This is a genomic window from Streptomyces sp. A 4/2, from assembly GCF_940670765.1.
GTDB lineage: Bacteria > Actinomycetota > Actinomycetes > Streptomycetales > Streptomycetaceae > Streptomyces.
In genome coordinates this window covers 53,126-79,828 of the sequence record NZ_CALNVW010000028.1, presented here as the reverse complement: position 1 = coordinate 79,828, position 26,703 = coordinate 53,126, and the positions used below count along the sequence as shown (strand labels likewise).

At 70.1% G+C, this 26,703-nt stretch carries 24 protein-coding genes; 9 read left to right on the top strand and 15 right to left on the bottom strand.

Going from position 1 to position 26,703, the window contains the following annotated elements; all coding sequences use genetic code 11:
• Positions 1-12 precede the first annotated feature (12 nt).
• The 3 genes from NBY69_RS21360 to NBY69_RS21350 all read right to left on the bottom strand — a co-directional run bounded on the left by NBY69_RS21360 (position 13) and on the right by NBY69_RS21350 (position 3,948).
• A complete protein-coding gene (locus NBY69_RS21360) occupies positions 13-1,047 on the bottom strand; it encodes an ABC transporter permease (protein ID WP_250302713.1) in 1,035 nt (344 codons plus the stop codon).
• Entirely contained in the window at positions 1,044-2,567 is a 1,524-nt protein-coding gene (locus NBY69_RS21355) for a sugar ABC transporter ATP-binding protein (RefSeq protein ID WP_250302712.1), read from the bottom strand. Before NBY69_RS21355 ends, NBY69_RS21360 begins: the two co-directional genes overlap by 4 nt.
• 199 nt (positions 2,568-2,766) lie before the next feature.
• Positions 2,767-3,948: an ROK family transcriptional regulator gene (locus NBY69_RS21350; RefSeq protein WP_250302711.1), complete on the bottom strand. Its 1,182-nt coding sequence runs from the start codon at positions 3,946-3,948 to the stop codon at positions 2,767-2,769.
• Positions 3,949-4,178: 230 nt separating this feature from the next.
• Between NBY69_RS21350 and NBY69_RS21345 the strand changes: the two genes are divergently transcribed.
• Positions 4,179-4,973 (top strand): NAD(P)H-binding protein, encoded by a 795-nt coding sequence (locus NBY69_RS21345; RefSeq protein ID WP_250302710.1) that lies wholly within the window; start codon positions 4,179-4,181, stop codon positions 4,971-4,973.
• A gap of 57 nt (positions 4,974-5,030) precedes the next feature.
• Here NBY69_RS21345 and NBY69_RS21340 read toward each other — a convergent pair whose 3' ends face one another.
• Positions 5,031-5,708: a GntR family transcriptional regulator gene (locus NBY69_RS21340; RefSeq protein WP_250302709.1), complete on the bottom strand. Its 678-nt coding sequence runs from the start codon at positions 5,706-5,708 to the stop codon at positions 5,031-5,033.
• Positions 5,709-5,909: 201 nt separating this feature from the next.
• Positions 5,910-6,848, bottom strand: a complete 939-nt coding sequence (locus NBY69_RS21335) for a beta-ketoacyl-ACP synthase III (protein WP_250302708.1) — start codon at positions 6,846-6,848, stop codon at positions 5,910-5,912.
• Between the two features lie 249 nt (positions 6,849-7,097).
• Here NBY69_RS21335 and fdhD point away from each other — a divergent pair, with 249 nt between their 5' ends.
• On the top strand, positions 7,098-7,937 hold the full coding sequence (gene fdhD / locus NBY69_RS21330) for a formate dehydrogenase accessory sulfurtransferase FdhD (RefSeq protein WP_250302746.1): 840 nt from the start codon (positions 7,098-7,100) through the stop codon (positions 7,935-7,937).
• Positions 7,938-8,027: 90 nt separating this feature from the next.
• Entirely contained in the window at positions 8,028-8,642 is a 615-nt protein-coding gene (locus NBY69_RS21325; RefSeq protein WP_250302705.1) for a hypothetical protein, read from the top strand.
• An 83-nt stretch (positions 8,643-8,725) separates the two neighbouring features.
• Here the strand turns inward: NBY69_RS21325 and NBY69_RS21320 are convergent, their stop codons facing one another.
• A complete protein-coding gene (locus NBY69_RS21320) occupies positions 8,726-9,781 on the bottom strand; it encodes a bile acid:sodium symporter family protein (protein WP_250302703.1) in 1,056 nt (351 codons plus the stop codon).
• 116 nt (positions 9,782-9,897) lie between these two features.
• Here NBY69_RS21320 and NBY69_RS21315 point away from each other — a divergent pair, with 116 nt between their 5' ends.
• Both NBY69_RS21315 and NBY69_RS21310 read left to right on the top strand, forming a co-directional pair.
• Positions 9,898-10,764, top strand: a complete 867-nt coding sequence (locus NBY69_RS21315) for a LysR substrate-binding domain-containing protein (protein WP_250302701.1) — start codon at positions 9,898-9,900, stop codon at positions 10,762-10,764.
• Between the two features lie 351 nt (positions 10,765-11,115).
• Complete coding sequence (locus NBY69_RS21310) at positions 11,116-12,912, top strand: long-chain fatty acid--CoA ligase (protein ID WP_250302699.1); 1,797 nt, start codon at positions 11,116-11,118, stop codon at positions 12,910-12,912.
• 100 nt (positions 12,913-13,012) lie between these two features.
• On the opposite strand, the gene NBY69_RS21305 is transcribed toward NBY69_RS21310, so the two are convergent.
• From NBY69_RS21305 to NBY69_RS21295, 3 genes are all read right to left on the bottom strand, one after another.
• Positions 13,013-15,088, bottom strand: coding sequence for a PQQ-dependent sugar dehydrogenase (locus tag NBY69_RS21305; RefSeq protein WP_250302698.1), 2,076 nt, complete (start codon positions 15,086-15,088; stop codon positions 13,013-13,015).
• Between the two features lie 13 nt (positions 15,089-15,101).
• A complete protein-coding gene (locus tag NBY69_RS21300; RefSeq protein WP_250302697.1) occupies positions 15,102-16,094 on the bottom strand; it encodes a chitinase in 993 nt (330 codons plus the stop codon).
• Between the two features lie 135 nt (positions 16,095-16,229).
• The gene (locus NBY69_RS21295; RefSeq protein WP_250302696.1) at positions 16,230-17,414 is read right to left on the bottom strand and encodes a glycoside hydrolase family 105 protein; all 1,185 of its coding nucleotides are present in this window, start codon (positions 17,412-17,414) and stop codon (positions 16,230-16,232) included.
• A gap of 320 nt (positions 17,415-17,734) precedes the next feature.
• Between NBY69_RS21295 and NBY69_RS21290 the strand changes: the two genes are divergently transcribed.
• On the top strand, positions 17,735-18,571 hold the full coding sequence (locus NBY69_RS21290; RefSeq protein WP_250302695.1) for an aldo/keto reductase: 837 nt from the start codon (positions 17,735-17,737) through the stop codon (positions 18,569-18,571).
• A gap of 130 nt (positions 18,572-18,701) precedes the next feature.
• On the opposite strand, the gene NBY69_RS21285 is transcribed toward NBY69_RS21290, so the two are convergent.
• Together NBY69_RS21285 and NBY69_RS21280 are read right to left on the bottom strand one after the other, a co-directional pair.
• Positions 18,702-19,565, bottom strand: coding sequence for a trans-aconitate 2-methyltransferase (locus NBY69_RS21285; protein WP_250302694.1), 864 nt, complete (start codon positions 19,563-19,565; stop codon positions 18,702-18,704).
• 141 nt (positions 19,566-19,706) lie between these two features.
• Positions 19,707-20,012, bottom strand: coding sequence for a 4a-hydroxytetrahydrobiopterin dehydratase (locus NBY69_RS21280; RefSeq protein ID WP_250302692.1), 306 nt, complete (start codon positions 20,010-20,012; stop codon positions 19,707-19,709).
• A gap of 49 nt (positions 20,013-20,061) precedes the next feature.
• Between NBY69_RS21280 and NBY69_RS21275 the strand changes: the two genes are divergently transcribed.
• Positions 20,062-20,868, top strand: coding sequence for a helix-turn-helix domain-containing protein (locus NBY69_RS21275; RefSeq protein ID WP_250302690.1), 807 nt, complete (start codon positions 20,062-20,064; stop codon positions 20,866-20,868).
• Positions 20,869-20,909: 41 nt separating this feature from the next.
• On the opposite strand, the gene NBY69_RS21270 is transcribed toward NBY69_RS21275, so the two are convergent.
• The 4 genes from NBY69_RS21270 to NBY69_RS21255 all read right to left on the bottom strand — a co-directional run bounded on the left by NBY69_RS21270 (position 20,910) and on the right by NBY69_RS21255 (position 23,826).
• Complete coding sequence (locus NBY69_RS21270) at positions 20,910-21,134, bottom strand: hypothetical protein (RefSeq protein WP_250302687.1); 225 nt, start codon at positions 21,132-21,134, stop codon at positions 20,910-20,912.
• Positions 21,135-21,297: 163 nt separating this feature from the next.
• On the bottom strand, positions 21,298-21,936 hold the full coding sequence (locus NBY69_RS21265; RefSeq protein ID WP_250302686.1) for a phosphoribosylanthranilate isomerase: 639 nt from the start codon (positions 21,934-21,936) through the stop codon (positions 21,298-21,300).
• A 29-nt stretch (positions 21,937-21,965) separates the two neighbouring features.
• Positions 21,966-22,382, bottom strand: a complete 417-nt coding sequence (locus NBY69_RS21260; RefSeq protein ID WP_250302685.1) for a hypothetical protein — start codon at positions 22,380-22,382, stop codon at positions 21,966-21,968.
• 40 nt (positions 22,383-22,422) lie between these two features.
• The gene (locus NBY69_RS21255; protein ID WP_250302684.1) at positions 22,423-23,826 is read right to left on the bottom strand and encodes an NADP-dependent succinic semialdehyde dehydrogenase; all 1,404 of its coding nucleotides are present in this window, start codon (positions 23,824-23,826) and stop codon (positions 22,423-22,425) included.
• Positions 23,827-23,959: 133 nt separating this feature from the next.
• Between NBY69_RS21255 and NBY69_RS21250 the strand changes: the two genes are divergently transcribed.
• Together NBY69_RS21250 and NBY69_RS21245 are read left to right on the top strand one after the other, a co-directional pair.
• Complete coding sequence (locus tag NBY69_RS21250; protein ID WP_374211317.1) at positions 23,960-24,418, top strand: MarR family winged helix-turn-helix transcriptional regulator; 459 nt, start codon at positions 23,960-23,962, stop codon at positions 24,416-24,418.
• Positions 24,419-24,589: 171 nt separating this feature from the next.
• Positions 24,590-26,647 (top strand): phosphocholine-specific phospholipase C, encoded by a 2,058-nt coding sequence (locus tag NBY69_RS21245; RefSeq protein WP_250302682.1) that lies wholly within the window; start codon positions 24,590-24,592, stop codon positions 26,645-26,647.
• The last annotated feature ends 56 nt before the right edge of the window (positions 26,648-26,703 follow it).

Genomic DNA, 26,703 nt, shown 5'->3' with positions numbered 1-26,703 from the left:
CGGGTGCGGGTGTCAGGCCTCGCCGTCGCGCGCGGTACGGCGCTGGACCAGTACGGCGGCCACGATGATCGCGCCCTTGGCGATCTGCTGGACGTCGCTCTGCAGGTTGTTGAGCGCGAAGATATTGGTGATCGTCGTGAAGACGAGGACGCCGAGGACCGAGCCGACGACGGTGCCGCGGCCACCGCTCAGCAGGGTGCCGCCGATGATCGCGGCGGCGATGGCGTCGAGTTCGTAGAGATTGCCGTTGGTGTTCTGCCCCGAGCCGGACAGGACGATCAGCATGAAGGCGGCGATGCCGCAGCACAGGCCGGAGAGCAGATAGAGGTAGAGCCGCTGGCGGCGTACGTCGATCCCGGCCAGCCGGGCCGCTTCCGCGTTGCCGCCGACCGCGACGGTCCGCCGCCCGAAGGTCGTACGGTTCAGCACCAGCCAGCCGACGACGGTGACCCCGGCGAAGAACAGCACCAGCGGCGGGATCCCGAGGACGTACGAGTCGGGGACCCCGAGATCGAGGACCTGCCCGACCGTCACGATCTGCGTCTTGCCGTCGGTGATCTGCAGGGCGAGTCCGCGGGCCGAAGCCAGCATCGCCAGGGTGGCGATGAACGGCACCATCCCGCCGTAGGCGATGAGTACGCCGTTGACGAGTCCGCAGCCCAGCCCCACCAGCATCGCGGTGCAGAGGATGCCCACGAAGCCGTACTCCTGGGTGGCCAGGGTCGTGGCCCAGACCGACGCGAGCGCGACGACCGCGCCCACCGACAGATCGATGCCGCCGCTGGTGATCACGAAGGTCATGCCGACGGTGACCACCCCGATGACCGAGGCCTGGGTGAGGACCAGTTGGAGGTTGCTGGTGGCCAGGAACTCGTCGGGTCTGGTGAAGCCGCCGACCGCGACGAGAACGGCGAGGACGCCGAGGAGGGAGAGATTGCGGACGTCGAGCCGCAGCCCCAGGGGCGCCCTGGGTCCACGGCTCCCGGGCCGTGCCGTCGCGGTGGCGCCGGGGCTGTCCTGCTGCGCGGGTGAGGCGGGCTGTGTCATGGCGTGGGGCTCCCTTCCAGCACGAGGTCGAGTACGCGGTGCTCGTCCAGCTCCCCGGCGTCCGCCGCATGGACGACGCGCCCTTCGCGGAGCACCAGCACCCGGTCGGCGAGGCCCAGCACTTCGGGGACTTCGCTCGATACGAGGAGGACGGCCAGCCCTTCGTCGGCCAGCCTGCGGATCACGGCGTAGAGCTCGGCGCGGGCGCCGACGTCGACGCCCCTGGTGGGCTCGTCCAGCAGCAGGACCCGGCAGCCGCGCAACAGCCAGCGGGCCAGTACGGCCTTCTGCTGGTTGCCTCCGGAGAGGGTACGGACGCGGGCGTCGGGGTTGTCGGGACGCAGGTGCAGCTCACGGGTCGCGGCCTGTGCCGCCCGGCGCTCGGCGCCGCGGTCCAGCCAGCCCGCGCGGGAGAAGCGGGACATCGAGGAGACCGACACATTGCGGGTGACGGATTCCAGCATCAGCAGCGCCTGTGCCTTGCGCTCCTCGGGGGCCAGTCCGATACCGGCGCGGACGGCGGCGCGGACGCTGCCGGGCCGCAGCGGTTTCCCGTCGACGAGGACCCGGCCCGCGTCCGGCCTGCGCGCGCCGAAGACCGTCTCCAGGACCTCGGAGCGCCCCGATCCGACGAGCCCGGCCAGGCCGACGATCTCGCCGGGCCCGATCTCCAGGTCGAAGGGCGCGAACTCCCCGGCCCTGGTGAGTCCTTCGACGCGCAGCACCGGCGGGCCGGCGGGACTCCCCCTGTCCCGGCGCCGCTCGGGAAAGACGTACTCGACCGTGCGGCCGGTCATCATGGCAACGATGTCGCGGGTCGCGGTCTCCTCGGCGGGCAGCCCGCCCGCTACGGCCCGGCCGTCCTTCAGAACGGTCACCCGGTCACCGATGCGCCGGATCTCCTCCAGCCGGTGGGAGATGTACACGACGGCGACCCCGTCGGCGGTCAGGGTGGCGACGGTACGGAACAGGTTGTCGACCTCGTCCGGGTCGAGGGCGGCGGACGGCTCGTCCATCACGATCAGCCGTACGTCGTGGGAGAGCGCGCGCGCCATGGAGACGATCTGCTGCTGGGCGGCGGAGAGGGAGCCGACGCGGCGGCCCGCGTCGATCTCGGTGTGGCCGAGCCGCTTCAGGAGGGTGGCGGCCCCGGCCCGCTCCCGGCCGCCCCGTACGACGAAGCCCGCGGTGGTCGGCTCGTGACCGAGGAAGATGTTCTCCGCGACGGACAGCCCTTCCACGAGGTCGAGTTCCTGGTAGATGGTGGCGATGCCCAGGCGCATCGCGGCGATCGGCGATCGGAGCCCGACCGGCTCGCCCCGCCAGGTGATCTGCCCGCCGTCGGGCTGGTGGACCCCGGCGAGCACCTTGATGAGGGTGGACTTGCCCGCGCCGTTCTGGCCGAGCAGGCAGTGGACTTCACCGGCCAGGACTTCGAGATCGACGCCGTCGAGGGCGCGGACGCCGGGAAACGACTTGGTGATGCCGGACATCGTGAGCAGCGGTGGTTCTGGTGCCATGACGGATCCCCTCGGCGGTTCGGCCGGTGAGCGGGTGTTTCAGGGCAGGGCAGAGCTGAGCGCGGTGCGGCGGTGCGGGATGTTCAGGTCGAGCGGACGTGCAGGTGAGCGGGTGTTCCTGTGGTGCGGGCGGTGCGGGGCTGCGGGGCTGCGCAATCGTGCCGGTGGTGCCGATCGTGCCGGTGGTGCGTCCCGGCGGTCAGGCCGGTGAGAACAGGTGGTCGCTGATCAGGCGGGCCGCGCCGATCACTCCGGCAGCCGGGCCCAACTCCCCGAGCACAATGGGCAGATTGCCGGTGGCCAGCGGCAGCGACCGGCGGTAGACCTGGGTCCGTACGCTGGCGAGCAGGGTGTGGCCGAGGCCGGTCACCCCGCCGCCGATCACCACCAGACCCGGGTTGAAGAAGCTGACGAGGCCCGCAATGACCTGGCCGACCCGGTTGCCGCCCTCCCGGATGAGGTCGAGCGAGGTGGCGTCCCCCGCTGACGCGGCAGCCGCGACATCCGCCGCGGTCAGCCGTCCGGAGGCGTCGAGCCGCCTCGCGAGTTCGCTGGACAGTCCGGCGCGCGCCGCGTCCTCGGCGTCCCGCGCGAGCGCGGAGCCGCTGAAGTGGGCTTCCAGACAGCCCCTGTTGCCACAGGCGCAGGGGCGCCCGTCGGGCTCGACCTGGATGTGCCCGATGTCGCCCGCACTGCCCGTCACACCGCGGTGGACCTCGCCGCCGACGACGATCCCGCAGCCGATACCCGTGCCGATCTTGACGCAGAGGAAGTCGCCCACCGAGCGTGCCACGCCCGCGTGCTGCTCCCCCATCGCCATCAGGTTCACATCGTTGTCGACCATGACCGGGCAGCCCAGTTCCTGACTGAGGGCCTCGCGTACGGGGAAGCCGTCCCAGCCGGGCATGATGGGCGGGGCGACCGGTACGCCCTCGGGGAAGCGAACCGGTCCGGGGACCCCGATACCGGCGCCGTCGAACCCCTCGGCCAGCCCCGACGCCCGCAGTTTGGCGGCCATCGCGAGGACCTGCTCGAAGACGGCGACCGGGCCTTCCCGGACGTCCATGGGCTGGTTGAGATGGCCGAGCACCTCCAGTTCCGCGTTGGTGACGGCCACATCGACCGAGGTCGCGCCGATGTCGACGCCGAGGAAACGCAGCGCCGGTGCCAGCCGGATGTTGTGCGAGCGGCGGCCACCGCGCGAGGCGGCGAGCCCGTCCGCGACGACCAGGCCCGTCTCCAGGAGCCGGTCGACCTCCACGGCGAGCTTGGAGCGCGAGAGGTCCACCTGGTCACCCAGCTGGGCACGGGAGTTGGGGCCCCCGTCTCGCAACAGCCGCAGCAGTCGTGCCTGATGCGTGTTGGCGGGTCGTGCAGTCATGCGCCTCACTTGCCCCTCCCGCCTCATCGGCCGTGTGTCCTACGGGCTTTCGAGTGGGAACGTAGCAGCGCTTTCCCCGAGTGGGAAGAAGTTGCGCAGGAATCGCCTCCCACTTTCTCCCCATCGAGGACAAAGGCTCACGCAGCGAGTGCCCCGACCGGTCGAAGTGGTGGGGAGGGCCGCGCGTGAAGGACGATGGCGGTCCTGTACGACGACCGAGGGGAAACCTCATGATTCTGGTCACCGGAGCCACCGGCAATGTCGGCTCCGAGCTGGTCCGCCGGCTCACCGCTTCGGGCGAGAAGGTACGGGAGTTCAGCCGCTCCACCGCGGGCGATCTCAACGACCCGCTCAGTGTGGCGTCCCAGCTCGACGGGGTGCGCGCGGTGTTCCTGCTGCCCGGCTACGACAACATGCCGGAGACCCTGGGGCGGATCCGCGAAGCGGGTGTGGAGCGGGTGGTGCTGCTCTCCAGCAGTTCGGTTCCGGGCGGCGATCTGTCCAACGCCGTCGCCCGCTACATGATCGAGTCGGAGGTCGAGGTACGGGAGTCGGGCCTGCCCTGGACCTTCCTGCGCCCCGTCGGCTTCATGTCCAACACCCTGCGCTGGCGCCCGCAGTTGCGCGACGGCGACACGGTGCGGGACGCGTTCGGCAAGGTGCGGGTCGCGAACATCGACCCGTACGACATCGCCGCGGTGGCCGCCCTCGCGCTGACATCCGGCGACCACGAGGGACAGGCCTACGCGCTCTCCGGACCGGAGTCGCTGCTCCCCGGGGACCGGATCCGCGTCCTCGGTGAAGTCCTCGGCCGCGAGCTGCGGTTCGACGGCTTCTCCGACGACGAGGCCAGGGCGGAGATGTCGGCGCAGATGCCGCAGGAGTACGTCGACGCGTTCTTCAGCTTCTACGCCGACGGCACGCTCGACGAGTCACCGGTGCTGCCGACGGTGCGGGACCTCACGGGGAGCGAACCGCGCACCTTCCGGCAGTGGGCCGTGGCGCACGCGGACGCCTTCCGCTAGCACCTGCCCGGCCGGACTTCGCCGGATGAGCCCGGGGCACCCGGCGGACCCGGTCCGTCAGTTCCGCTCGCGCTGGTGGTAGGTCGTACGGGTGTGCTCCGTGTGCGCCCGCATGACCGCCGTCGCGGCGTTCTCGTCCCGCGCGGAGATCGCCGCGATCAGTTCCCGGTGCTCGATCCAGGACTGCTTGCCGCGCTGCCGGGCGACGGGCCGGTGGTACCAGCGGACCCGGCGGTCCACCTGCCCGGCCAGTTCGGCCAGGACCACATTGCCCGACAGTTCGATGACTTTGGCATGGAACGCGTCATTGGTCGCCACCGCCAGCTCCACGTCGTCGTCCGCGACGGCCTGCTCACCCTTGGCACACAGCTGCTCCAGCGCGGCGATCCCCGCAGCCCCGGAGTGGGCGGCGGCCAGCCGGGCGGCCTCCGTCTCCAGGAGGGTACGCACCGAGAGCAGCTGGTCCGCCTCCTGCTCGGTGGGTTCGTGGACGAACGCGCCCTGCGCGGGCCGCAGATCGACCCACCCCTCGGTGTCGAGCCGCTGCAGGGCCTCTCGCACCGGCTGCCGGGAGACACCGAGATGGCCCGCGAGTTCACTCTCGACCAGATGCTGCCCCGGTGTCAGGGCCCGGGTCGTGATCAGTTCGAGCAGCGTCTCGTACACCCGCTCACGCAGCGGCCCCGGCCGCTCCAGCTTGGGTACGGTCCCCTTCGGCAGTCCTGTGGACAGCATCTCGGTCCCCCTTCTGGCCTCCGGAGAGGGCAGCGGCGCATCGGCACGGAGCAATTGCCTATCGTCTACAGTCTACCGAGCACAACGAGCCGTGGCCGGACCGCGCCACTGAGTGACGTACACCTCATCCGGTATTCGCCAGGAGCAGCCGAGGACGCCGGGCGTTCGGCAGCGCAGCCGACGGGACGGTCGGCCGGGCCGTCACGGACAGCGGACCACCTGTCCCGCGTACGAGAGGTTGCCGCCGAAGCCGAAGAGCAGGACCGGGGCGCCGGAGGGGATCTCCCGGCGTTCCACCAGCTTGGAGAGCGCCATCGGGATGCTGGCGGCGGAGGTGTTGCCGGAGTCCACCACATCGCGGGCGATCACCGCGTTCACGGCGCCGATCTTCGCGGCGACGGGCTCGATGATCCGGAGATTCGCCTGGTGCAGGACGACGGCGGCCAGGTCCTCGGGGGTGATGCCCGCCTTCTCGCAGACCTGACGCGCGATCGGCGGCAGCTGGGTGGTGGCCCAGCGGTAGACGGACTGGCCCTCCTGGGCGAAGCGCGGGGGCGTTCCCTCGATGCGCACCGCGTTGCCCATCTCCGGGACCGAGCCCCAGAGCACGGGACCGATTCCGTCCTCGTCGCACGCTTCGACGACGGCCGCGCCGGCCCCGTCGCCCACCAGGACGCAGGTGGAGCGGTCGGTCCAGTCGGCGATCTCGGCCATCTTGTCGGCGCCGATCACCAGGGCGCGTGCGGCGGATCCGGCGCGCACGGCGTGGTCGGCGATGGCGAGGGCGTGCGTGAAGCCCGAGCAGACGACGTTGACGTCCATCGTGGCGGGCGAGCCCATCCCGAGCTTCGCGGCGACCCGCGCCGCCATGTTCGGCGAGCGGTCGATGGCCGTGGAGGTGGCAACGAGGACGAGGTCGATGTCGGCGGGGGCGATGCCTGCCGACGCCAGGGCCTTCGCTCCGGCCTGGGCGGCGAGTTCGTCGACCGGTTCCTCGGGACCCGCGATGTGGCGGGTCTTGATGCCCACCCGGGTCCGGATCCATTCGTCACTGGTCTCGACGAGAGCGGCGACATCGTCGTTGGTGAGCACCTTGGCAGGCTGGTAATGGCCGAGTGCGGCGATGCGTGTACCGGTCATGCCCGGGGCCCCTCTACTGCTGACGTCAGGAGCCCTCCAGTCTCGTCAGCGACTGATGGGTACGACGGCACGTAAAGCACCAAGATTCGGGCGTTCCTGTTGGAGGCTTCACATGAGGCCACGTTCTGTGCCTACGACGCACCGAGTCGTCACGACGGGGCGGGCCGCAACGTCACGCTCCACGTCCGGGAGAATGGGACCGTCGAGGGCACGTCCAGCAGTACTGATCGAGAAGTGGGACCGATTTCTATGGGACGGGTCACCGAACGCCGCCGGGTCATCCGCATCAGGGACGGAGCGGTGACGACCCGTCCCGACACCCTGGTGGCCGAGGAGCCCCTGGAGATCCGGCTGAACGGCAAGCCGCTCGCCATCACCATGCGCACCCCGGGCGACGACTTCGCGCTCGCGGCGGGCTTCCTGGTCAGCGAGGGCGTGCTGGGCTCGGCCGACGAACTGCAGTCGATCGTGTACTGCGCGGGGGCGACGGCGGACGGCTCGAACACGTACAACGTGGTGGATGTGCGGCTGGCCCCGGACGTCGAGCTGCCCGACATCACGCTGGAGCGCAACGTCTACACCACGTCCTCGTGCGGGCTCTGCGGCAAGGCGAGCCTGGACGCCGTCCGGACCACCGCGCGCTTCCCGATCGCCGACACTCCCCCGGTCCGCGTCACACCGGAACTGCTGGCCGTCCTGCCCGACCGGCTGCGGGCGGCCCAGCAGGTGTTCGACCGGACCGGGGGGCTGCACGCGGCGGCGCTGTTCACGCCGGAGGGCGAACTGCTCGACGTCCGTGAGGACGTGGGCCGCCACAACGCGGTGGACAAGCTGGTGGGCCGGGCGCTGCAGGACGACCGGCTCCCGCTCTCGCAGGTCGTCCTGCTGGTCTCGGGCCGGGCCTCCTTCGAACTGGCCCAGAAGGCGGTGATGGCGGGCATCCCGGTGCTCGCGGCGGTCTCCGCACCGTCCTCGCTCGCCGTCGACCTGGCCGCTGAGACCGGCCTCACCCTGGTCGGGTTCCTCCGCGGTTCCTCCATGAACGTGTACGCGGGCGCCGAGCGGGTCGCGCTGCCGTCCGGCATCTGACGCGCCGGGCTCCGCCGTGGTCCGTGCCGCGGGTTTCGCCGTACGACGACGGCTGTCCCCGCACCGCGCCGGCGCAGTACGGTCGGGCTCATGACCCGTCAGCCGTCCGCAGCCCAGCGCCGGGCGATCCGCACCGCAGACGCGGAATCCGGCCTGCTCCACGGTCCCTCGACGGTGCTGGCCGCGCTGGTCGCCCAGGGCCTGGCCCTGCGCCATCCGCGGCCCCCGCACCGGCACTATCTGACACCGGCCGGGCAGCGGGTGCGGGAGCAACTGGCCGCGGATCCCCTGCGGTTGGTGCCACCACCGGCACCGACGACGCCCCCGGATCCGGCGCCCGGGGTGTTCAGCGCCCGCACCGGAACCGGGAGCGACCCGGCCGACTCCGCGCGGCAGCGGGAGGTGCGCAGCGCCTGGGACGGGCTGCTCGACATGCGGCGGGTCACCGATCCGGACGGATCGGCGCAGCGGCCGTGCGACTGGGAACGCACGCATCTGACACAGGCGTCCGCGCTGGCGCTGGAGGCCGGGGGCTGCCGGGGGTACCTGGTCACCGAGTCGGCGCAGCCGGAGGCGGTCCGGGTGGACGGGCCCGACCCGGCGGCCTACGCCGAGGTGCTGGAACTGGCGGGCTGGCAGACCTCGGCCCACGCGGACCGGCGGGCCGGCTCGCCCTACCTGCTGGCCTCCCCGCGCCGCACCTGACCTCACCTGACCGGCACGGCCACCGGCCACCAGCCACCAGCCACCGGCCACCAGCCACCAGCCACCAGCGAAGTGTGCCGGGGTCACCGCAGGGCGGGCTCCGCGGCGGGCGAGGTCCCGCCCGACCCGCCGTCGTCCGCGACTCCGTCCCCGTCCGCGTCGGTGAGCGGATCGCGCGAGCGCCGTTTGGCGATCACCGCGCACACCATCAGCTGCATCTGGTGGAAGAGCATCAGCGGCAGCACCGCCAGTGAGGCCTGCGCCCCGAACAGCACACTCGCCATGGGCAGTCCGGCCGCCAGGCTCTTCTTCGACCCGGCGAACTGGATCGCGATCCGGTCGCCGCGCCCGAATCCGAGCCGCTTGGCCCCGTACCAGCTCAGGGCGAGCATCGCGGCCAGCAGCACCGCCTCGGCCGCGAGCAGCGCCAGCAGCCGGGCGACGCTGATCTGGTGCCAGACACCGCGCACCATGCCCTCGCTGAAGGCGGTGTAGACGACCAGCAGGATCGAGCCGCGGTCGACGTAACCGAGGACCTTCTTGTTCCGTACCAGGAAGCCGCTCACCCAGCGCCGCAGCAGTTGTCCGGCCAGGAAGGGCACCAGCAGCTGGAGCACGATCTTCAGCAGGGAGTCGGCGGAGAAGCCGCCCCCGCTGTTGCCGAGCACCAGGGCCGCGAGGACCGGGGTGACGATGATCCCCGCCAGTGAGGAGAACGAGCCCGCGCAGATCGCCGCCGGAACATTGCCGCGGGCGATCGACGTGAAGGCGATCGACGACTGGATCGTCGAGGGCACCAGGCAGAGGAAGAGCAGACCGTTGTACAGCTGGGGTGTCAGGACGAACGGGACGAGTCCCCTGGCCGCCAGACCCAGCAGCGGGAAGGCGACGAACGTGCAGGCCAGCACGGTGAGATGGAGCCGCCAGTGTTTCAGCCCCTCGACGGTCTCGCTGGTGGAGAGCCTGGCGCCGTAGAGGAAGAAGAGCAGGGCCACCGCACCGGTGGACGCTCCCCCCGCCACGTCGGCTGCCGTGCCGCGGGCCGGCACCAGCGCCGCCAGGGCGACCGTGCCGATCAGCGCCAGGATGTACGGATCGATCGGCAGCCAGGACGGAAGCTGCAGCGTGCGGCGGCTCATGTGCTCCACTTGCTCTCTGTGACCGGTTCGTGCCCCCATCGTCCACGCGATGCCCATGATCGGGAATCCTGCATACCACTCTGACTGACATCACGGCACGCGATAACCTCGGGCCCATGTACGACCCGGCGCAGCTCCGTACCTTTCTCACCGTGTCGCAGACCCTGAGTTTCACCCAGGCCGCGCACCGGCTCGGCGTACGCCAGTCGACGGTCAGCCAGCACGTGCGCCGCCTGGAGGACGCGACGGGCCGCACGCTCTTCACCCGGGACACGCACAGCGTCGAACTGACCGAGGACGGCGAGGCGATGCTCGGATTCGCCCGTACGATCCTCCAGGCCCACGAGCGGGCGGCGGCCTTCTTCACCGGGAGCCGGCCGCGCGGGCGGCTGCGGTTCGGCGCGTCGGAGGACTTCGTTCTGACCCGGCTGCCGGAGATCCTGGAGTCGTTCCGAGCCGCGCACCCGGAAGTGGATCTGGAACTGACCGTCGGGCTCTCCGGCATCCTGCACGAGCAGCTCGCGGCCGGCGCGCACGACCTGGTGCTCGCCAAGCGCCGCAGCGGTCACCGGCACGGCGAACTGGTCTGGAGCTCCGCTCTCAACTGGATCGGCGCGCCCCGGCTGCGGATCGACCCGGAGCGCCCGCTCCCGCTGATCCTCTTCCCGCCGCCGGCCATCACCCGGGCCCGCGCCCTGGAGGTACTGGAGGAACACGGCCGGCCCTGGCGCATCGCCTGCACGAGCACCAGTCTGAGCGGGCTGATCGCGGCGGCCCGCGCGGGTCTCGGCGTGATGGCGCACACCCGCGGCCTGATTCCGCCGGGTCTCACCCAGCTGCCGGCGCGGGCCGGGCTGCCCGATCTCGGGGACGTGGACTTCGTGCTGCTGCACGGCCCGGCGGGCGGGCGGGCCCAGGAGGCCGCCGACGCGCTGGCGTCGGCGATCCTGGCCGGCGCGGACCGGCTGCACCATCGGGTCTGAGCGGCGGGCGACTTCTGCGGCGCCCACCCGCACCGGCATCACACCGGCATCACCGGGCGTCGACGTCACATGACCCCCAGGTCACAAGGGTTGCGGGTCCACCGTGACTGCTGGGTACAGATTCAGTGGAGATTCCACCACCCGGAACTTACCGTTCAGTCAGGGGGGTGCCCGACGCTTCCCCATGTGGGTACATTTCACCTGCCGCGCTACCGCTGAGCCCTGTCATTTCCCTACAACTGCGGGCCCCTGGGCTCTGTGTCGCCGGACCTCGCGTTGGGGTACCGTCACGGCGCTGTGCGGAGCGTCACATAGGAGCAGGTCATTTTGCGCGAGTTCACTGTCCCACCCATGGTGACGGCGCCCCAGGTCGGCGGACTGGCGGACGTCGTGTTCGAGCACGCCGAGGACGACCCCCACCGGCCCGCCCTCGGCCGGAAGCAGGACGGGCACTGGTACGACATGTCGTCCGGCGAGTTCCGGGACCAGGTCCTCGCCCTCGCCAAGGGGCTGCTCGCCGACGGGGTGCGGTTCGGCGACCGCGTGGCGATCATGTGCCGCACCCGCTACGAATGGACCCTCTTCGACTTCGCGCTGTGGACCGTCGGGGCACAGCCCGTGCCGGTCTACCCCACGTCCTCCGCCGAGCAGGTCTTCTGGATGCTGTACGACTCCGAGGTCACCGCCTGCATGGTCGAGAACGAGGACCACGCGATGACCATCGGCTCCGTGATTGACCGGCTGCCCAGCCTGCACCGGCTGTGGCAGCTGGACGCGGGAGTCCTCGACGAGCTGTTCGCGGCGGGCGCGCACATCGACGACGAGGTGGTGCACCGCCACCGTCGGGCCGTGACCCCCGAGTCCGTCGCCACCGTCATCTACACCTCCGGGACCACGGGCCGCCCCAAGGGGTGTGTGATCACCCACGCCAGTCTGATGTTCGAGGCCGACACGATGGTCACCCGCTGGGAGCCGGTGTTCCACTCCAGGCGCGGCGACACCTCCTCGACCCTGCTCTTCCTGCCTCTCGCGCACGTCTTCGGGCGGATGGTCGAGGTCGCGGCGGTTCGCGGCCGGGTGAAGATGGGCCACCAGCCCGAGCTCTCGGCGCGCGCCCTGCTGCCCGATCTGGTGGCCTTCCGGCCGACGTTCATCCTGGCTGTGCCGTACATCTTCGAGAAGGTCTTCCACGCCGCACGGCGCAAGGCCGAGACCGAGGGGAGGACGGGCCCTTTCGACAAGGCCGTGGAAGTGGCGGTGCGCTACGCCGAGGCCCTGGAGCACAAGGCGTTCGGTCTGGGCCCGGGGCCGTCCGCCGGGCTGCGGATGCAGCACCAGTTCTTCGAGAAGGTCGTGTACGCGAAGGTCCGCGAGGCGATGGGCGGCCGGGTGCGGCACGCGATGTCCGGCGGCTCCGGGATGGACCGCCGGCTGGGGCTCTTCTACGACGGCGCGGGCGTCTCGATCTACGAGGGGTACGGACTCACCGAGACGACGGCCGCTGCCACCGCCAACCCTCCCGAGCGCACCCGCTACGGCACGGTCGGCCAGCCGATCCCGGGCACCGGCGTGCACATCGCCGACGACGGCGAGGTGTGGGTGCGCGGGGCCAATCTGTTCTCCGGGTATCTGAACTCCCCCCAGGCCACCGATGCCGTACTCGACGAGGGCTGGCTGGCCACCGGCGATCTGGGGTCGCTCGACGAGGACGGCTATCTCACCATCACCGGGCGCAAGAAGGAGATCCTGGTGACGTCCGGCGGCAAGAGCGTCTCGCCCGCGGGGCTGGAGGAGCGGGTACGGGCCCACCCGCTGGTCGCGCAGTGTCTGGTCGTCGGCAACGACCGGCCGTACATCGCGGCGCTCGTCACGCTCGACCAGGAAGCCGTGGAGCACTGGCTCGCCCTGCACGGCAAAGCGTCGATGGCCCCGGCCGCGCTGGTACGCGACCCGGATCTGGAGACGGAGGTCCGGCGGGCGGTGGTGGCCGCGAACACCCTGGTCTCGCAGGCCGAGTCGATCCGTACATTCCGGATCCTCGCCCATCAGTTCTCCGAGGAACAGGGCCTGCTCACCCCGTCACTGAAGCTGAAGCGCAAGGCGATCGAGACGGCGTACGGCGAAGAGGTCGAAGCGCTCTACCGCTGAGTCCGCTCCGTGCCAGATCTGCCTGGCCGCAACCGGGGCCGTGGCCGGGGGATTCGAGCCCCCGGCCACGGCCTCCGGCGCGCGCGGCAACCAGGTCGGTCTAGCTGATCGAGACCTTGAAGATCTTGTCCGAGCCTGCCGCCGCGCCTCCGTTGTTGTCACAGTTGGTGGTGGACAGCCACAGTTCGTCCGAGCCCGGCACCTTGGTGACCGTGCGGAGCCGCCCGTAGGACCCGACGTAGTACGCCGTCGGGGTGCCCACGTTCTCGGTGTCCCCGGTGATGGGGATCCGCCACAGCCGCTCCCCCTTGAGAGCCGCCATGTAGATGACGTTCCTGACGATCGCGATACCGCTGGGTGAGGCCTCGGAGACGCCCCAGGTCGCCTTGGGGTTGGTCATTCCGGAGACACTGCAGGTGCCTTCACAGGTCGGCCAGCCGTAGTCGGCGCCCGGCTTGATCAGGTTGAGTTCGTCCTTGGAGCTGTTGCCGAACTCGGCTTCCCACAGCCGCCCCTTGCGGTCGAAGGCCAGCCCCTGCGGGTTGCGGTGTCCGTAGCTGTAGACGTAGTTGCCGAACGGGTTGCCCGGCGCCGCCTTGCCGTCCGTCGTCAGCCGGAGGATCTTGCCGTTGAGGGAGGTCTTGTCCTGGGCCAGGTCGGGTGTCTGTGCCTCACCGGTCGAGGCGTACAGATATCCGTCGGGGCCGAAGGCCAGCCGTCCGCCGTTGTGGTACCTGTTCTTCTTGATTCCCTGGAGCAGGATCTTGTAGTCGGTGAGCGAGCTGCCGTCGTACGTCATCCGCACGATCCGGTTGCCCTCGGAGGCGGTGTGCATGAAGTAGACGTAGTGGTTGGCCGACCACTTCGGATCGACGGCGACGCCGAGCAGACCGCCCTCTCCGTTGGTCGTGACCACGTTGGGCACGGTGCCGACCTGGGTCTGCGTGCCGGTGGGGGTCGTCCTGAAGACCTTGAAGCTGTCCCGCTCGGTGATCAGCGCGGTCTTGCCGTCGGGCATCCAGTAAGTGCCCCACGGGATCGTCCAGTTGCTGGAGAGCGTGGAGATCGCGGACGGGACCCCGCCGTCGGTGGCGCAGGCCGGAGTGGTGAAGGTGACCGCGTTGCTCGCCGCCGACGCGTTGCCGCCCGCGTCCTTGGCGACGACGTCCAGGGTGTACGGGCTGCTGCACGCGAGCCCGCTCACCGTGGCCGTGGTGGCCGGCGGGTCGCCCTTCACCGTGGCGTAGACGTTGGAGCCGCTGCGGATCTCGTAGGCGGTGACGCCCTTGTCGTCCGTGGAAGCACCCCATTTCAGGGTGACGCCGTCGGCCGTGAGACCGCTGTACGAGAGAGTGCCGGGCTTCGACGGCGGGGTGGTGTCCGAGCTGGGGGCGGTGGTGCAGTTCGCGACCGGACTGGCCGACGAGACATTGCCCGCCGCGTCCCGCGCGAACACCGTGAGGTTGTACGTCGTGCCGGCGGTCAGCCCGGTGAGCGTCCGGGTGGTGAGGTTGCCCGCCACCTCGCTGATCTTGTTGCCGTGCTCGTAGATGTCGTACATCGAGACACCGGTGTTGTCGGTCGACGCCGCCCAGTTCAGGGTGAGCGAGGTGTCGGTCACCGCCGAGCAGGTGAGCGTCGCCGGTGCGCCGGGCGCCTGGGTGTCACCGCCCGCGGAGGTGACGTCGATGTAGTCGAGGTTGGGGAGTCCGTTGGCGGTGGTGGAGGTGAGCCGGATCTTGTTGCTGCCCGCGGTGACGGGCACGGTCACCGAGGCGGTGGCCCAGGTGTCCCAGTCGGTGGTCGAGCCGAAGGTGTGCGCCGCGGCGACCACGGCGCCGTTCACCACGATGTCGCCGGGCCGGTCCACCGTCGTACCGTTCGAGTACCGGACCGCGACCGTGGCGTTCCCGGCAGCCGCCGCGTCGACGGTGAACTCCACATAACTGCCCGCGACATTGTTGCCGTTGACGAAGCCGGTGCCCGAATAGTTCTTGTGGTTGGACTCGACCGCGGCCTTGGAGAGGGCCGCGGACTCGGCCTCGTACCGGGTCGGCGCGGCAGCGGCAGGACTGGCGGACGCGGTGGGCGGCAGTGCCACGACACCCATGACCAGACCCGCGGCAGCCAGCAGGGTGGCACCGAAGTGCCGTGCGCTTCTCGGAGTACGTCTCATCTCGTCCGCCGCCTCAGCCGGTGTACTTGACGGCGATCTTGGTGAACGCGTACGGCGACTGCGAGATCCCGCTGCACGCGTCGCCGTCGCTCCCGGAACCGCACTGCCGGTCCCGGTTGACGGCCCAGAAGGCGAACCGTGCGATGTGGTGCTGCTGCGCGTAGCCCAGGATCGTGTTGAAGTCCCCGGTGGTGACGGTCTCGTCAGACTCGTCCGTCGTGCCGTTCATCGACGAGACGCCGATGTGCTGGTAGGCGGTGGCGTCGTCGTATCCGTAGGCGCTCTTCACAGCGGACTTGAGGCCGTCCATGGCGCTGACCGTGGCCTGCCCCATCGAACCGCTGTGGCCGCCGAAGTCGAACGGCATGATCACCCAGCCGTCATTGGCGAGTCCGGCCGCCGCGCCCTTCTTGATGAGGTCCTTGCCCGTGGAGTCGGGACCGCTCGGGGTGGTGCCCATCGTCACGTACGTCACGATGCCCGCGTTCTTCGACTTGACGATCTTCAGCGCGTCGACGACGCGCTGGCGGACCGTGCCGTTGCTGAACTCGGTGTCCTCGATGTCGATGTCGAGCGCCTTGAGGCCGTACGCGTCGATCACCTTCTGGTACGCCCCGGCCAGCGCCGAGGCGCTGGAACACTTCTCGCCCAGTTTGTTCCCGCTCCAGCCGCCGACCGAGACGACGACATCGCCACCCTTGGCCCGGATGGCCTTGATGGCGGACTCGTCGGAGCCGCCCTTCAACGCCCGGTCACCGTCCCACTTGGGGTTGCAGCCCCCGTCGGAGAGAACGAAGGCGAGGGTGAACCACTTCACGCCGGTGGCCGCCATGACATCGGCCGGCTTCTGCGGGTTGCCCCAGCCGAGGTATTCGTACGGGGCTGCCGCCATGGCACCGGGAGCCGCTGCGGGAGCGGCGTTCCCGGTGGCACCGGCCGAAGGGGCGAGGGCGACGAGTGACGCCAGGCCGAGGGCCGCTGCGGGGATCGCGGTTACTCTGCGCATGTGGGGGGCCGTCCTTTCCGAGGACGGTTAGGAAACCTTCCTAACCGACACCGCATATCAGCGTTCCCGAACCTGGCTTGTCAAGAGTTCCGACAGAGTCAACACCCGTCGTGCGCAGCGGTGTTGGCTGCCCGGTCAGCGTGGAGCGGGCCGGGCGAGCTGTTCGTTCATGATCAGGAAAGCGCCGAGGCCGTGGAAGTCATTGGTCGCCCTGGTGCGGCCGGTGTAGTACGCATAGTCACCGACGTTGGTGCCGATCGAGATGTCGGCGAGATCCGTCAGCCCGTCCGGGCCGACGGACAGCTCGTCGAGGACACCCCGGTAGCCGCGCTGCGCGACCTTCGCGTAGTGCTTGTCGACGTAACCCTGCTGGGCCGCGCGGGACAGGGCGTAGGTGAACATGCTGGAACAGGACGTCTCCGTCCAGTTCCCGGCGTCGGCCCCCTTGTCCATCACCTGGAACCAACGCCCCGTGGCCGGGTCCTGGTAGTGCTCGATCCCGGCCGCGAGCTTGCGCAGAACGGTGAGCAACTGCCCGCGGTGGGGCTGGTCGCGGGGCGTGCCGTCGAGGACGTCGACGGCGGCCATCGTGTACCAGCCGACGGCGCGGCACCAGTGTTCCGGCGCCAGTCCGGTCGACGGGTCGGACCAGTCCGCGGTCCGGGATTCGTCGTAGGCGTGCCGGAGCAGCCCGTTGGCCACCTGCAAGTGGCTTCCGTACACGGTGAGTTGCCTGGTCGCCTCGGCGTTCGTGTAGGCCTCGTCGCCGAATTCGTGGCCGTACTCGACGAGGAACGGCGTGATCATGTAGACGCCGTCGCCCCACAGCTGGTGGGCCCGGCTGGCGGTGTCGGCGTGCCAGAACCCGCCGTCGGCCGTGCGCGGGTAGGTGTTCAGCCGGTCGCGGATCTGCTTGGCCGCTGTGGCGTAGCGCGGGTCGCCGGTCTCGTGGTGCAGGACGACCAGGAGACGGCCGGCCTCCATGCTGTCGAGGCTGTTGAAGCTCTGGCCGATGACTCCGTCGCCGTCGACGAAGCGGTCGACGTAGTTCTTGATGTACGTCAGGTACCGGGTGTCGTGCGTGCGCTGGTAGGTGAGGTACTGACCGTAGAGATACAGCCCGACGGGGTAGGACCAGCTGCCGATCGTGGTCGGCGTGTAGCGGGCCATCGTGGATTCGGTCACGGCCACCGACCAGTCGGTGGGCGCGGAGCCGCGGGCCGGTTTCCCGGAGGCCGCGGCGGGAACGGTGAGACCCGTGACGGCGAGGAGCGCGGCCGCGAGCACGGCGAGTAGTCGTGGAGCCCTTGATCTCTTCATGACCACCTCTGTGGGTCGATCAAGATGGGAGGGGAGACATCGGAGCTGTCAAGCAGGAGTGCGACGACTCTGACGGATGACTGGCGACCGATGATGCAGCAACTGTTCAGGGATGTGTTCTCTGTTCAGTGGTGCGGTCCAGGGTTGCGTGTTGACGTGTTGCGGTCAATGGGCTGCACTGAAGAGAAACGGGCCGCACCGAAGAGATCGGACTACTTTCCAGCCACCGTGGGGCCGGCGGGGGCGGGAATGGGTCGCAGCGCGTGATCGTTGACCATGGAGTTATCAACCGACGAAGTAACAAAAGGAGTCGACCGCTCGTGAGCAAGGTCCCCTTCATCACGCTCAACAACGGTGCCCGCATGCCGCAGCTCGGTTTCGGTGTCTGGCAGGTCGCCGACGACGAGGCCACGAAGGCCGTCGGCACCGCGCTGGAGGCCGGGTACCGCAGCATCGACACCGCCGCGATCTACGGCAACGAGGAGGGCACGGGCAGGGCACTCGCCGCATCGGGGATCGCGCGTGACGAACTCTTCGTCACCACGAAGCTGTGGAACTCCGAACAGGGCTACGACTCCACCCTGCGCGCCTTCGACACCTCGCTGGCCAAGCTCGGCCTCGACTACGTCGACCTGTACCTGGTCCACTGGCCGGTCCCGTCCAAGGACGCCTACGTGGACACGTACAAGGCCTTCGAGAAGATCCTCGCGGACGGCCGCGCCAAGACCATCGGGGTCTCCAACTTCCTTCCCGACCACCTGAAGCGGCTGATGGGCGAGACCTCCGTGGTCCCGGCCGTCAACCAGATCGAGCTGCACCCGCAGCTCCAGCAGGCCGAGTCGCGCGCCGTCCACGCGGAGCACGGCATCCACACCGAGGCCTGGTCCCCGCTCGGCCAGGGCAAGGGCCTGCTGGAGGTCCCGACGATCGTCGCGATCGCCCAGAAGCACGGCCGCAGCGCCGCCCAGGTGGTACTGCGCTGGCACCTCCAGACGGGCAACGTGGTGATCCCCAAGTCCGTGACCCCGTCGCGGATCAAGGAGAACATCGACGTCTTCGACTTCGAGCTGGACGCCGACGACCTGGCGGGCATCGCCGCGCTGGACGAAGGCAAGCGCATCGGCCCCGACCCGGCTGCCATGAACATCGGCGCCTGATCGGCCGCGGGGCGGACACGGTGGCGCCGCCCGGCTCCGGGCCGGGCGGCGCCACCGTGTCCGCGGACGTGTTTCGCGGACGTGTTTCGCAGACGTGTGACGAGGAGAGCGTCCCGGCCGGCCGGCCCGGTCAGCCGCGGCGCGCGGTGTGCGCCGTCCGCGCCGTCAGCAGGCAGGAGTCGCCGCGCAGCCGCAGCCCCTGCGGATCCGCGGGGTCCAGCAGCCGGTCGAGCGTCGCCCGATCCTCCGCGGACAGCTTGTCCGCCAGCACTTCGCGCTGCCGGGTGAAGTGCGCGAGAACCTGTTCGCGTACGACGCCGGGCAGCGGCGCCGGGATGTCGAGGAGGAACGACCGGGTGCCGCTCGGCGACAGCCCGGCATCGGCCAACAGCGCACGCCAGTACTCGACTTCACGCTTCGCTCCGGGCAACGCAGCCCGCATCTCGGCGAACCACTCCGCCGCGGCGGCCTCGATGCGCGCCTCCAGGTCCGGCTTGCCGAAACCGATGTCACGCGGCAGATGGCGGGGGGCCAGACCGCCCTCCCACAGGACCACCGTGCCGCCCGGCCGCAGCAACCGCACGAATCCGTCGAGCGCGGCCCGCTGGTCGCCGACATGGTGCAGCGAGTTGCCCGCCCAGACCAGGTCGGCATCGCCCAACTCGGATACACCGTCCGGAAGTTCGGCATGGCGGGTACGGACACGGTCGCCGAGACCCGCGTGCTCGGCCCGCGCACGGGCCCGGTCCAGCAGCCCCGGGGTGGCGTCGACCGCGACCACTTCGGCGTACGGGAACACCTCGGCGAGCAGACAGGAGACGACCCCGGGGCCGCTGCCGATGTCCAGGACCCGGCGGACGGCGGCCACCGGGACCTGCCCGGCGACCCAGGCCGCCGCCCGCTCGTACACGGGGCGGTACAGTTCGGCGCCCCGTTCGAGGAGCGGCGCCATGACGTCCCAGTCCAGGTGCGTGGTGTCGTGATGATGGCTCATGGGGCCACCCTGCCCCGCCCCGGGCCGATTCCGTGCGTGGCGTTGCCGTTACGGCAGAGCTCGGCTCCGGGACACCGGTCGCGGCACGGGTTCACTCCGGCTCTGTTCGCAGCGCTCCCGGCTCCGCTGTCCGCCCGGGTGTCAGCTCGCGCCGTGGCCGGGGGCGATCTCCTCCACCCGCCGGGCCAGGGCGAAGTCCTTCCCGGTCACCGCGCCGCCCGCGTCGTGCGTGTGCACGCGCAGCGCGACGATGTTGTACCCGAGGGTCAGGTCCGAGTGGTGCCCCAGTTCCTCCTGGATCTGGGCGATGTGGACGACCATCGCGGTGGCCGCGAAGTGGTTCGCCAGCCGGTAGGTGCGGGCGATCCTGTCCCCTTCCAGGGACCAGCCGGGCAGCTCCCCCAGCCGGTCCTCGGTCTCCTTCGGTGACAGCGGTTCTGTGGGCATGTCCAGGACTCCTTCCGGGAAACGGTCCTCGCGACGTTACGGTCTGCGTATGACAACTGTCGCAATCGACACCGGGATGGGGCCACTGCTGCGCGAATGGCGTCAGCAGCGCCGGGTCAGCCAGCTGGAACTGGCCCTGCGGGCCGACTCGTCGGCCCGCCACATCAGCTTCATCGAGACGGGCCGTTCGCGCCCCAGCGAGGAGATGATCCTGCGTCTCGCCGAGCACCTGGACATCCCCGTGCGGGAGCGCAACGCCCTTCTGCTGGCGGCGGGCTACGCGCCCAGGTACGCGGAGACGACACTCGACGATCCCTCGATGGGTGCGCTGCACGAGGGCATCCAGCAGCTGCTCCAGGGGTACGAGCCGTACCCGGCGGTGGTCGTCGACGGCATGTACAACGTCGTCGCCGCCAACCGCGGGATCGAGATGCTCCTCGAAGGACTGCCGGAGCACCTGCTCGTGCCGCCCCTCAACTCGATGCGGCTGTCCCTGCATCCGGCGGGGCTCGCCCCGCGCATCCGCAATCTCCGGGAGTGGCGGGGGCATCTGCTGAACCAGATGGAGCGTCAGATCGCGCTGGCGCGCTCCGGTCCGCTGCGTGAGCTGTACGAGGAGGTCGCCGGGTATCCGTACCCCGGCGCGGACGCCCGGGAAGGGCCGGGGAGCCCGGGTCCCGCATCCCGCTTCGCGCTGCCGCTGGAGATCGAGCACGACGGACAGGTGCTTTCCTTCATCTCGTCCATCTCCACCTTCAACACCCCGATGGATGTGACGGTGGCCGAACTGGCGATCGAGACGTTCCTGCCGGCCGACCCGGCTACGGTCACCTATCTCCAGTCGCTGCCCTCCTGAGCCGCGTGTGGAAAATCCCGCCCGATCCGGACGAGAGGCCCTCAAGGAACCTGTCGCAGATACAGCGCGCCACAGGTGTGGCAGAAAGGCTGGCTCTCCGGGGTCCCCCAGGTGTCCGGCGACTGCTTGGGGGCCGCCGGGTCCAGCTCGCGCCCGCACAGAGCGGTCTCCTCACTGACGTGCACCATGTGCCAGAACCGCACCGTGGGGTGCTCGTCCGTGGGTGAAGAACCGTCTTCCAGATCGGCCTGCATGACGTATTCCATGTCCACCTCCGTTCCTGCAATTCTCCGCTCCGGCACATGGATCGGCATCCGGAGCGAATCCGCTCCTTTTGTGCCGCCGACCCTGCCCACCGTCATTCCAGTTCTTGGTTCCCTGTGCTCAAGAGCCGCGTCGGGCCGGGGCGTCGTCACGCACGAGGACGACCTATGCCGGAAAGGTCTTCGGGCTGTCGGCTCCGCGTGCGGCCCCGACGAACCGGCGGATCAGGCCGGCACTCTTGACACCCCTCGACGACTCGACCCCGCTGGAGACATCGACGCCGCCGGGGTTCGCCGACCGTACGGCCGCGGCCACGTTCGAGGGGTCCAGACCGCCGGCCAGGAGCCAGAATCCCTGCGGAGGCCGCGTCCGCAGGGACCCGGTGTCGAAGCGGGTACCGCCGCCCGGCAGTGGCGCGTCGATGAGCAGCCGGTCCGCGGGGTCCAGCGACGGGCGCGCGAGGTACGCCGCACTGGTCATCGCACGGATCGTCCGGAACCCGGCGGCGCGCAGCCGCTCGAAGTCCGCGTCTCCCTCGTCCCCGTGGAGCTGGACCGTGGTGAGACCCACGGTCGAAGCCGTCGCCAGGACCTCCTCGACCGGCTGTCGCCGGAACACACCGACGGTCTCGACCGTGTCGGGTACCCGCTCGGACAGCGCACGGGCCGCCTCGGCGTCGATCAGCCGCGGGCTGCCGGGGGCGAAGACGAAGCCCACGGCATCCGCGCCCGCGCCGACCGCGGCATCGAGGGTCTCAGCGGTGCGCAGACCGCAGATCTTGACGTACATCGAGCCTCTTCCCATCTCCCTGATCCTGCACCATGTGCGCGCGGCTACCGGTTCGCCAGCCGGAGTTCCAGCTCCTTCTCCTGGTCCCCGAAGGCCTCGCCCAGGTCCCGCACGGCGAACGTCCCGTCCAGGGCGGTGCGCAGCTGGTCCACGGCGTGGTAACTGCCCTGCACCGTGGCCTCGACGGACTCCTTCAGGGTGGCGGTTCCCAGTCTTCCCGGGGCGCCGTCCGCCACTTCGAAGGACGCCGTCCACACCGTGGGACGGCCCGGGATCTCCGTCTGCGGCCTGTCCTCGACGGGGCGGTCGCAGGCGAACCCCTTGCGCAGGGCGCCGAAGACGGCCGCCGCGTCCTCTCTCGTGCTCCCGGTGAGCTCCACCGTGACCAGGGTGCTGGAGTGTTCCGCGCTGGAGTGTTCCGTGCCGGGGCTCTTCGTGCCGGGGCTTCGCGTGTCGGCCATGGTGCTCACTTTCCTTGCGGTGTCCGCTGGGTACGGGAGTTCACTCGCCCGGTTCTGCTCCGTGCCAGACCGTGGTGATGTTGCAGAACTCCCGGATGCCGTGGCCGGACAGTTCACGTCCGTAGCCGGAGCGCTTGATGCCGCCGAAGGGCAGCGCGGGGTGGGACGCGGTCATGCCGTTGAAGAAGACCCCGCCGGCCTCCAGGTCCCGTACGAAGAGGTCCACTTCTTCCTCGTCCCGGGTCCATACGTTCGAACTGAGGCCGAAGGGCGTGTCGTTGGCGAGCTCCACCGCCTCGGCCGCGCTCGTCACCCGGTAGATGGACGCCACCGGCCCGAAGGCCTCCTCGTGGTGGATGCGCATGTCGGTGGTGATGCCCATGAGGACGGTGGGGGCGAAGAACCAGCCGCGGTCCTGTCCGGTCGGACGCCCGCCGCCGCAGAGCGCCGTCGCGCCCAGGCGTACGGCATCGGCCACCAGCTCCTCCAGGTCCGTCCGGCCCTGCTCGGTGGCGAGCGGGCCGATGTCGGTGGACTCGTCCAGCGGGTCGCCGACCTTCAGGGCCCCCATCCGGGTGGTGAAGTGCTCCATGAAGGTGTCGTAGACATCGGTGTGGACGAGGAAGCGCTTGGCCGCGATGCAGGACTGTCCGTTGTTCTGCACCCGCGCCGTCACCGCGGTCGCCGCGGCCCGCTCGATGTCGGCCGAGGGCATCACGATGTACGGATCGCTGCCGCCCAGCTCCAGCACGGTCTTCTTGACCTCGTCACCCGCCACGGCGGCCACCGAGCGGCCCGCCGGTTCGCTGCCGGTGAGGGTCGCCGCCACCACCCGCGGGTCGCGCAGGACCGCCTCGACCGCCCGGGAGCCGATCAGCAGGGTCTGGAAACAGCCGTGCGGGAATCCGGCCCGCCGGAAGAGATCCTCCAGGTAGAGCGCGGTCTGCGGGACATTCGACGCGTGCTTGAGCAGGCCCGCGTTCCCGGCCATCAGCGTGGGCGCGGCGAACCGCACGACCTGCCAGAGCGGGAAGTTCCACGGCATGACGGCCAGCACCACGCCCAGCGGCCGGTAACGGGTGTACACACGGGAAGCGCCGGAGTCCGCGGCATCGGCGGCCGAGGGGTGCTCGTCGGCCAGCAGTGCGGCTGCGTTGTCCGCGTACCAGCGCATGGCCTTGGCGCATTTCGCGGCCTCGGCACGGGCGGCGGCGACCGGCTTGCCCATCTCGGTCGTCATGGTGCGGGCGATGTCGTCCTGATCCTTGTCCAGCAGGTCGGCGGCACGGTGCAGCAGTCGCGCCCGCTCGGAGAACTCCGTGGTGCGGTACTGCAGGAACGTCGCGTGGGCCACCGCGATCCGCTGCTCGGTCTCCTCGGCGCTCAGCGCGTCGAAAGTGCGGAGCGTCTCGCCGGTCGCGGGGTTCACCGTGGCAATGGGCATGGGTGGGGCCTCCTCGTACTCCCTTCCGACCCTGCCGCCCCCGGTGCGCGCCCGCAACGCGGGCGGCCCGGCGCCGTGGGCCGCCCGCGATGATTCGCGGCACGAACCATCCCCCTATGCTGGCGGCATGGACATGGCCAAAGGTGAGCAGCCAGCCGGGTTCGCGGCAGCACTGGTACGGACGGCGTTCCTGGTGCAGGCCGTGTACACGGAGGCGAGCCGGGAGTACGGACTGCCGGTGCAGCAGGCCCAGTTGGTCTGCGTACTGATGGCGCAGCCGCGCGGCATGAGCGAACTGAGCGCCATGCTGGGGCTGGAGAAGTCCAGCCTGACCGGGCTGGTGGATCGGGCCGAGCGGCGCGGCCTGGTGCGCCGCGAGCCGGACCCGCAGGACAGACGGGCGGTCCGGGTGGCGCTGACGGTGGACGGCAGTACCGTCGCCGGGGATTTCTACGCGGACACGACCGCGCGGATGGAGGCACTGGCCGACGGCATCGGTCCGGCGGAGCGCGACCGGCTGGCGGCCGTGCTCGGACGGGTGGTGCGCGCCAACGAGGTGCCCGTGGTCTTCATGGAGCCGAAGTCCGCCTGATGCGGCGGTACATGACGGGGAGCAGTGTGTCCAGGGGCTGAAATCAGCCAGGTTGCCCGTACTGAGTGCCTCATACATCCACTCGACGGTCGCTGCCTCTTCCTTTTCTCCCCCTCCTCTGGAAACACTCAGCTGGCCCCTTCCCCTCACACCGCGAGAGGCTCCTCACTCATGCCACAGCTCAATCGGCGCCGCTTCCTCCAGATCGCGGGCGCGACCGCAGGTTTCTCGGCCCTCTCGAACAGCATCGACCGTGCCGCCGCCATTCCCGCGAAGCGCCGCTCGGGCACCATCAAGGACATCGAGCACATAGTCGTCCTGATGCAGGAGAACCGTTCGTTCGACCACTACTTCGGCTCGATGAAGGGCGTCCGCGGCTTCGGCGACCCGCGCCCGGTGACACCCGTCGGCGGCAAGCCGGTCTGGAACCAGTCGAACCTCTTCACGGACGTCCTGCCGTACCACCCGGACGCCGACGACCTCGGGATGCAGTTCATCGCGGGCCTCGACCACGACTGGACAACCGCCCACTGGGCCTGGAACCAGGGCAAGTACGACCAGTGGATTCCGGCCAAGACCGCGGGCACCATGGCCCATCTGACCCGCAAGGACATTCCGTTCCATTACGCGCTCGCCGACGCGTTCACGGTGTGCGACGCCTACCACTGCTCGTTCATGGGGGCGACCGACCCCAACCGCTACTACATGTGGTCCGGCCATGTCGGCAACGACGGCAAGGGCGGCGGCCCGGTGCTCGGCAACGCCGAGGCGGGATACGACTGGACGACGTACCCCGAGCGCCTGGAGGAGTCCGGCGTTTCGTGGAAGATCTACCAGGACACCGGCGACGGGCTGGACGCCGCGGGCGGGTGGGGCTGGATCGACGACGCCTACCGCGGCAACTACGGTGACAACTCGCTGCTGTACTTCAACTCGTACCGCAACGCCAAGCCCGGCGATCCGCTCTACGAGAAGGCGCGCACCGGCACGAACGCCAAGAACGGCGACGACTTCTTCGACCACCTCCGGGCGGACGTCAAGGACGGCACGCTGCCGCAGGTCTCCTGGGTCGTCGCCCCGGAAGCCTTCTCCGAACACCCCAACTGGCCCGCCAACTACGGCGCCTGGTACGTCTCGCAGGTGCTGGACGCACTCACCTCCAACCCCGAGGTGTGGAGCAGGACCGCGCTGTTCGTCACCTACGACGAGAACGACGGCTACTTCGACCACGCGGTCCCGCCGTTCCCCCCGTCCTCCGCCGACCGCGGCGCCTCCACCGTGGACACCTCGCTCGACTGGTACCCGGGCGACATCAGCCACATCGCCGGACCGTACGGGCTCGGCATGCGCGTTCCGATGACCGTCGTGTCGCCGTGGAGCACCGGCGGCTACGTCTGTTCCGAGGTCTTCGACCACACCTCGATCATCCGGTTCATGGAGCGGCGCTTCGGCGTGCACGAGCCGAACATCTCGCCGTGGCGGCGGGCCATCTGCGGTGACCTCACCTCCGCCTTCGACTTCGGGCTGAACGACTCCGGCCCCGCCGCCCTTCCCGACACCGACGGCTTCCGGCCGCCGGACCAGAAGCGGCACGACAGTTACGTACCGAAGGCGCCCTCCGACCCGGCTCTGCCGAAGCAGGAAGCGGGCTCCCGTCCCACCAGGCCGCTGCCGTACGCCCCGCTGGTGGACGGATCGGCGACACCGTCCACCGGGAAGTTCACCCTCACCTTCAGCGGGGGCGCGTCGGCCGGGGCGTGCTTCACGGTCACGTCCGCGAACCGCGGGGACGGCCCGTGGTCGTACACCACCGAGGCCGGCAAGCAGATCTCCGACACCTGGAACGCGGCCTACTCACAGGGCTCCTACGACCTGTCGGTGTTCGGCCCCAACGGGTTCCTGCGCACCTTCCGCGGCCCCGGCTCCACCGCCGGGCCGGAGGTGACCGCCCGCCACCGCGCGTCCGACGGTTCCGTGGAGCTGACGATGACCAACGCGGGCAGCGGCGACTGCCACGTGACGGTCACCAACGCGTACGGCGGGCAGGGCCAGACCTTCACGGTGCGCGCGGGGAGCAGCGTGGTGCACACGGTGGATCTGCGCTCCACCCGGCGCTGGTACGACCTGTCGGTGGTGTCCGACACCGACAGCGCCTTCCTGCGCCGGTTCGCCGGGCACGTCGAGAACGGCAGGCCCGGGGTGAGCGACCCGGCGATCATCACCGGCTGACCGCCGACAGGGGTGACGGGGTACCGGCGCCGGCAGACGTTCCGGCGCCGGTACGG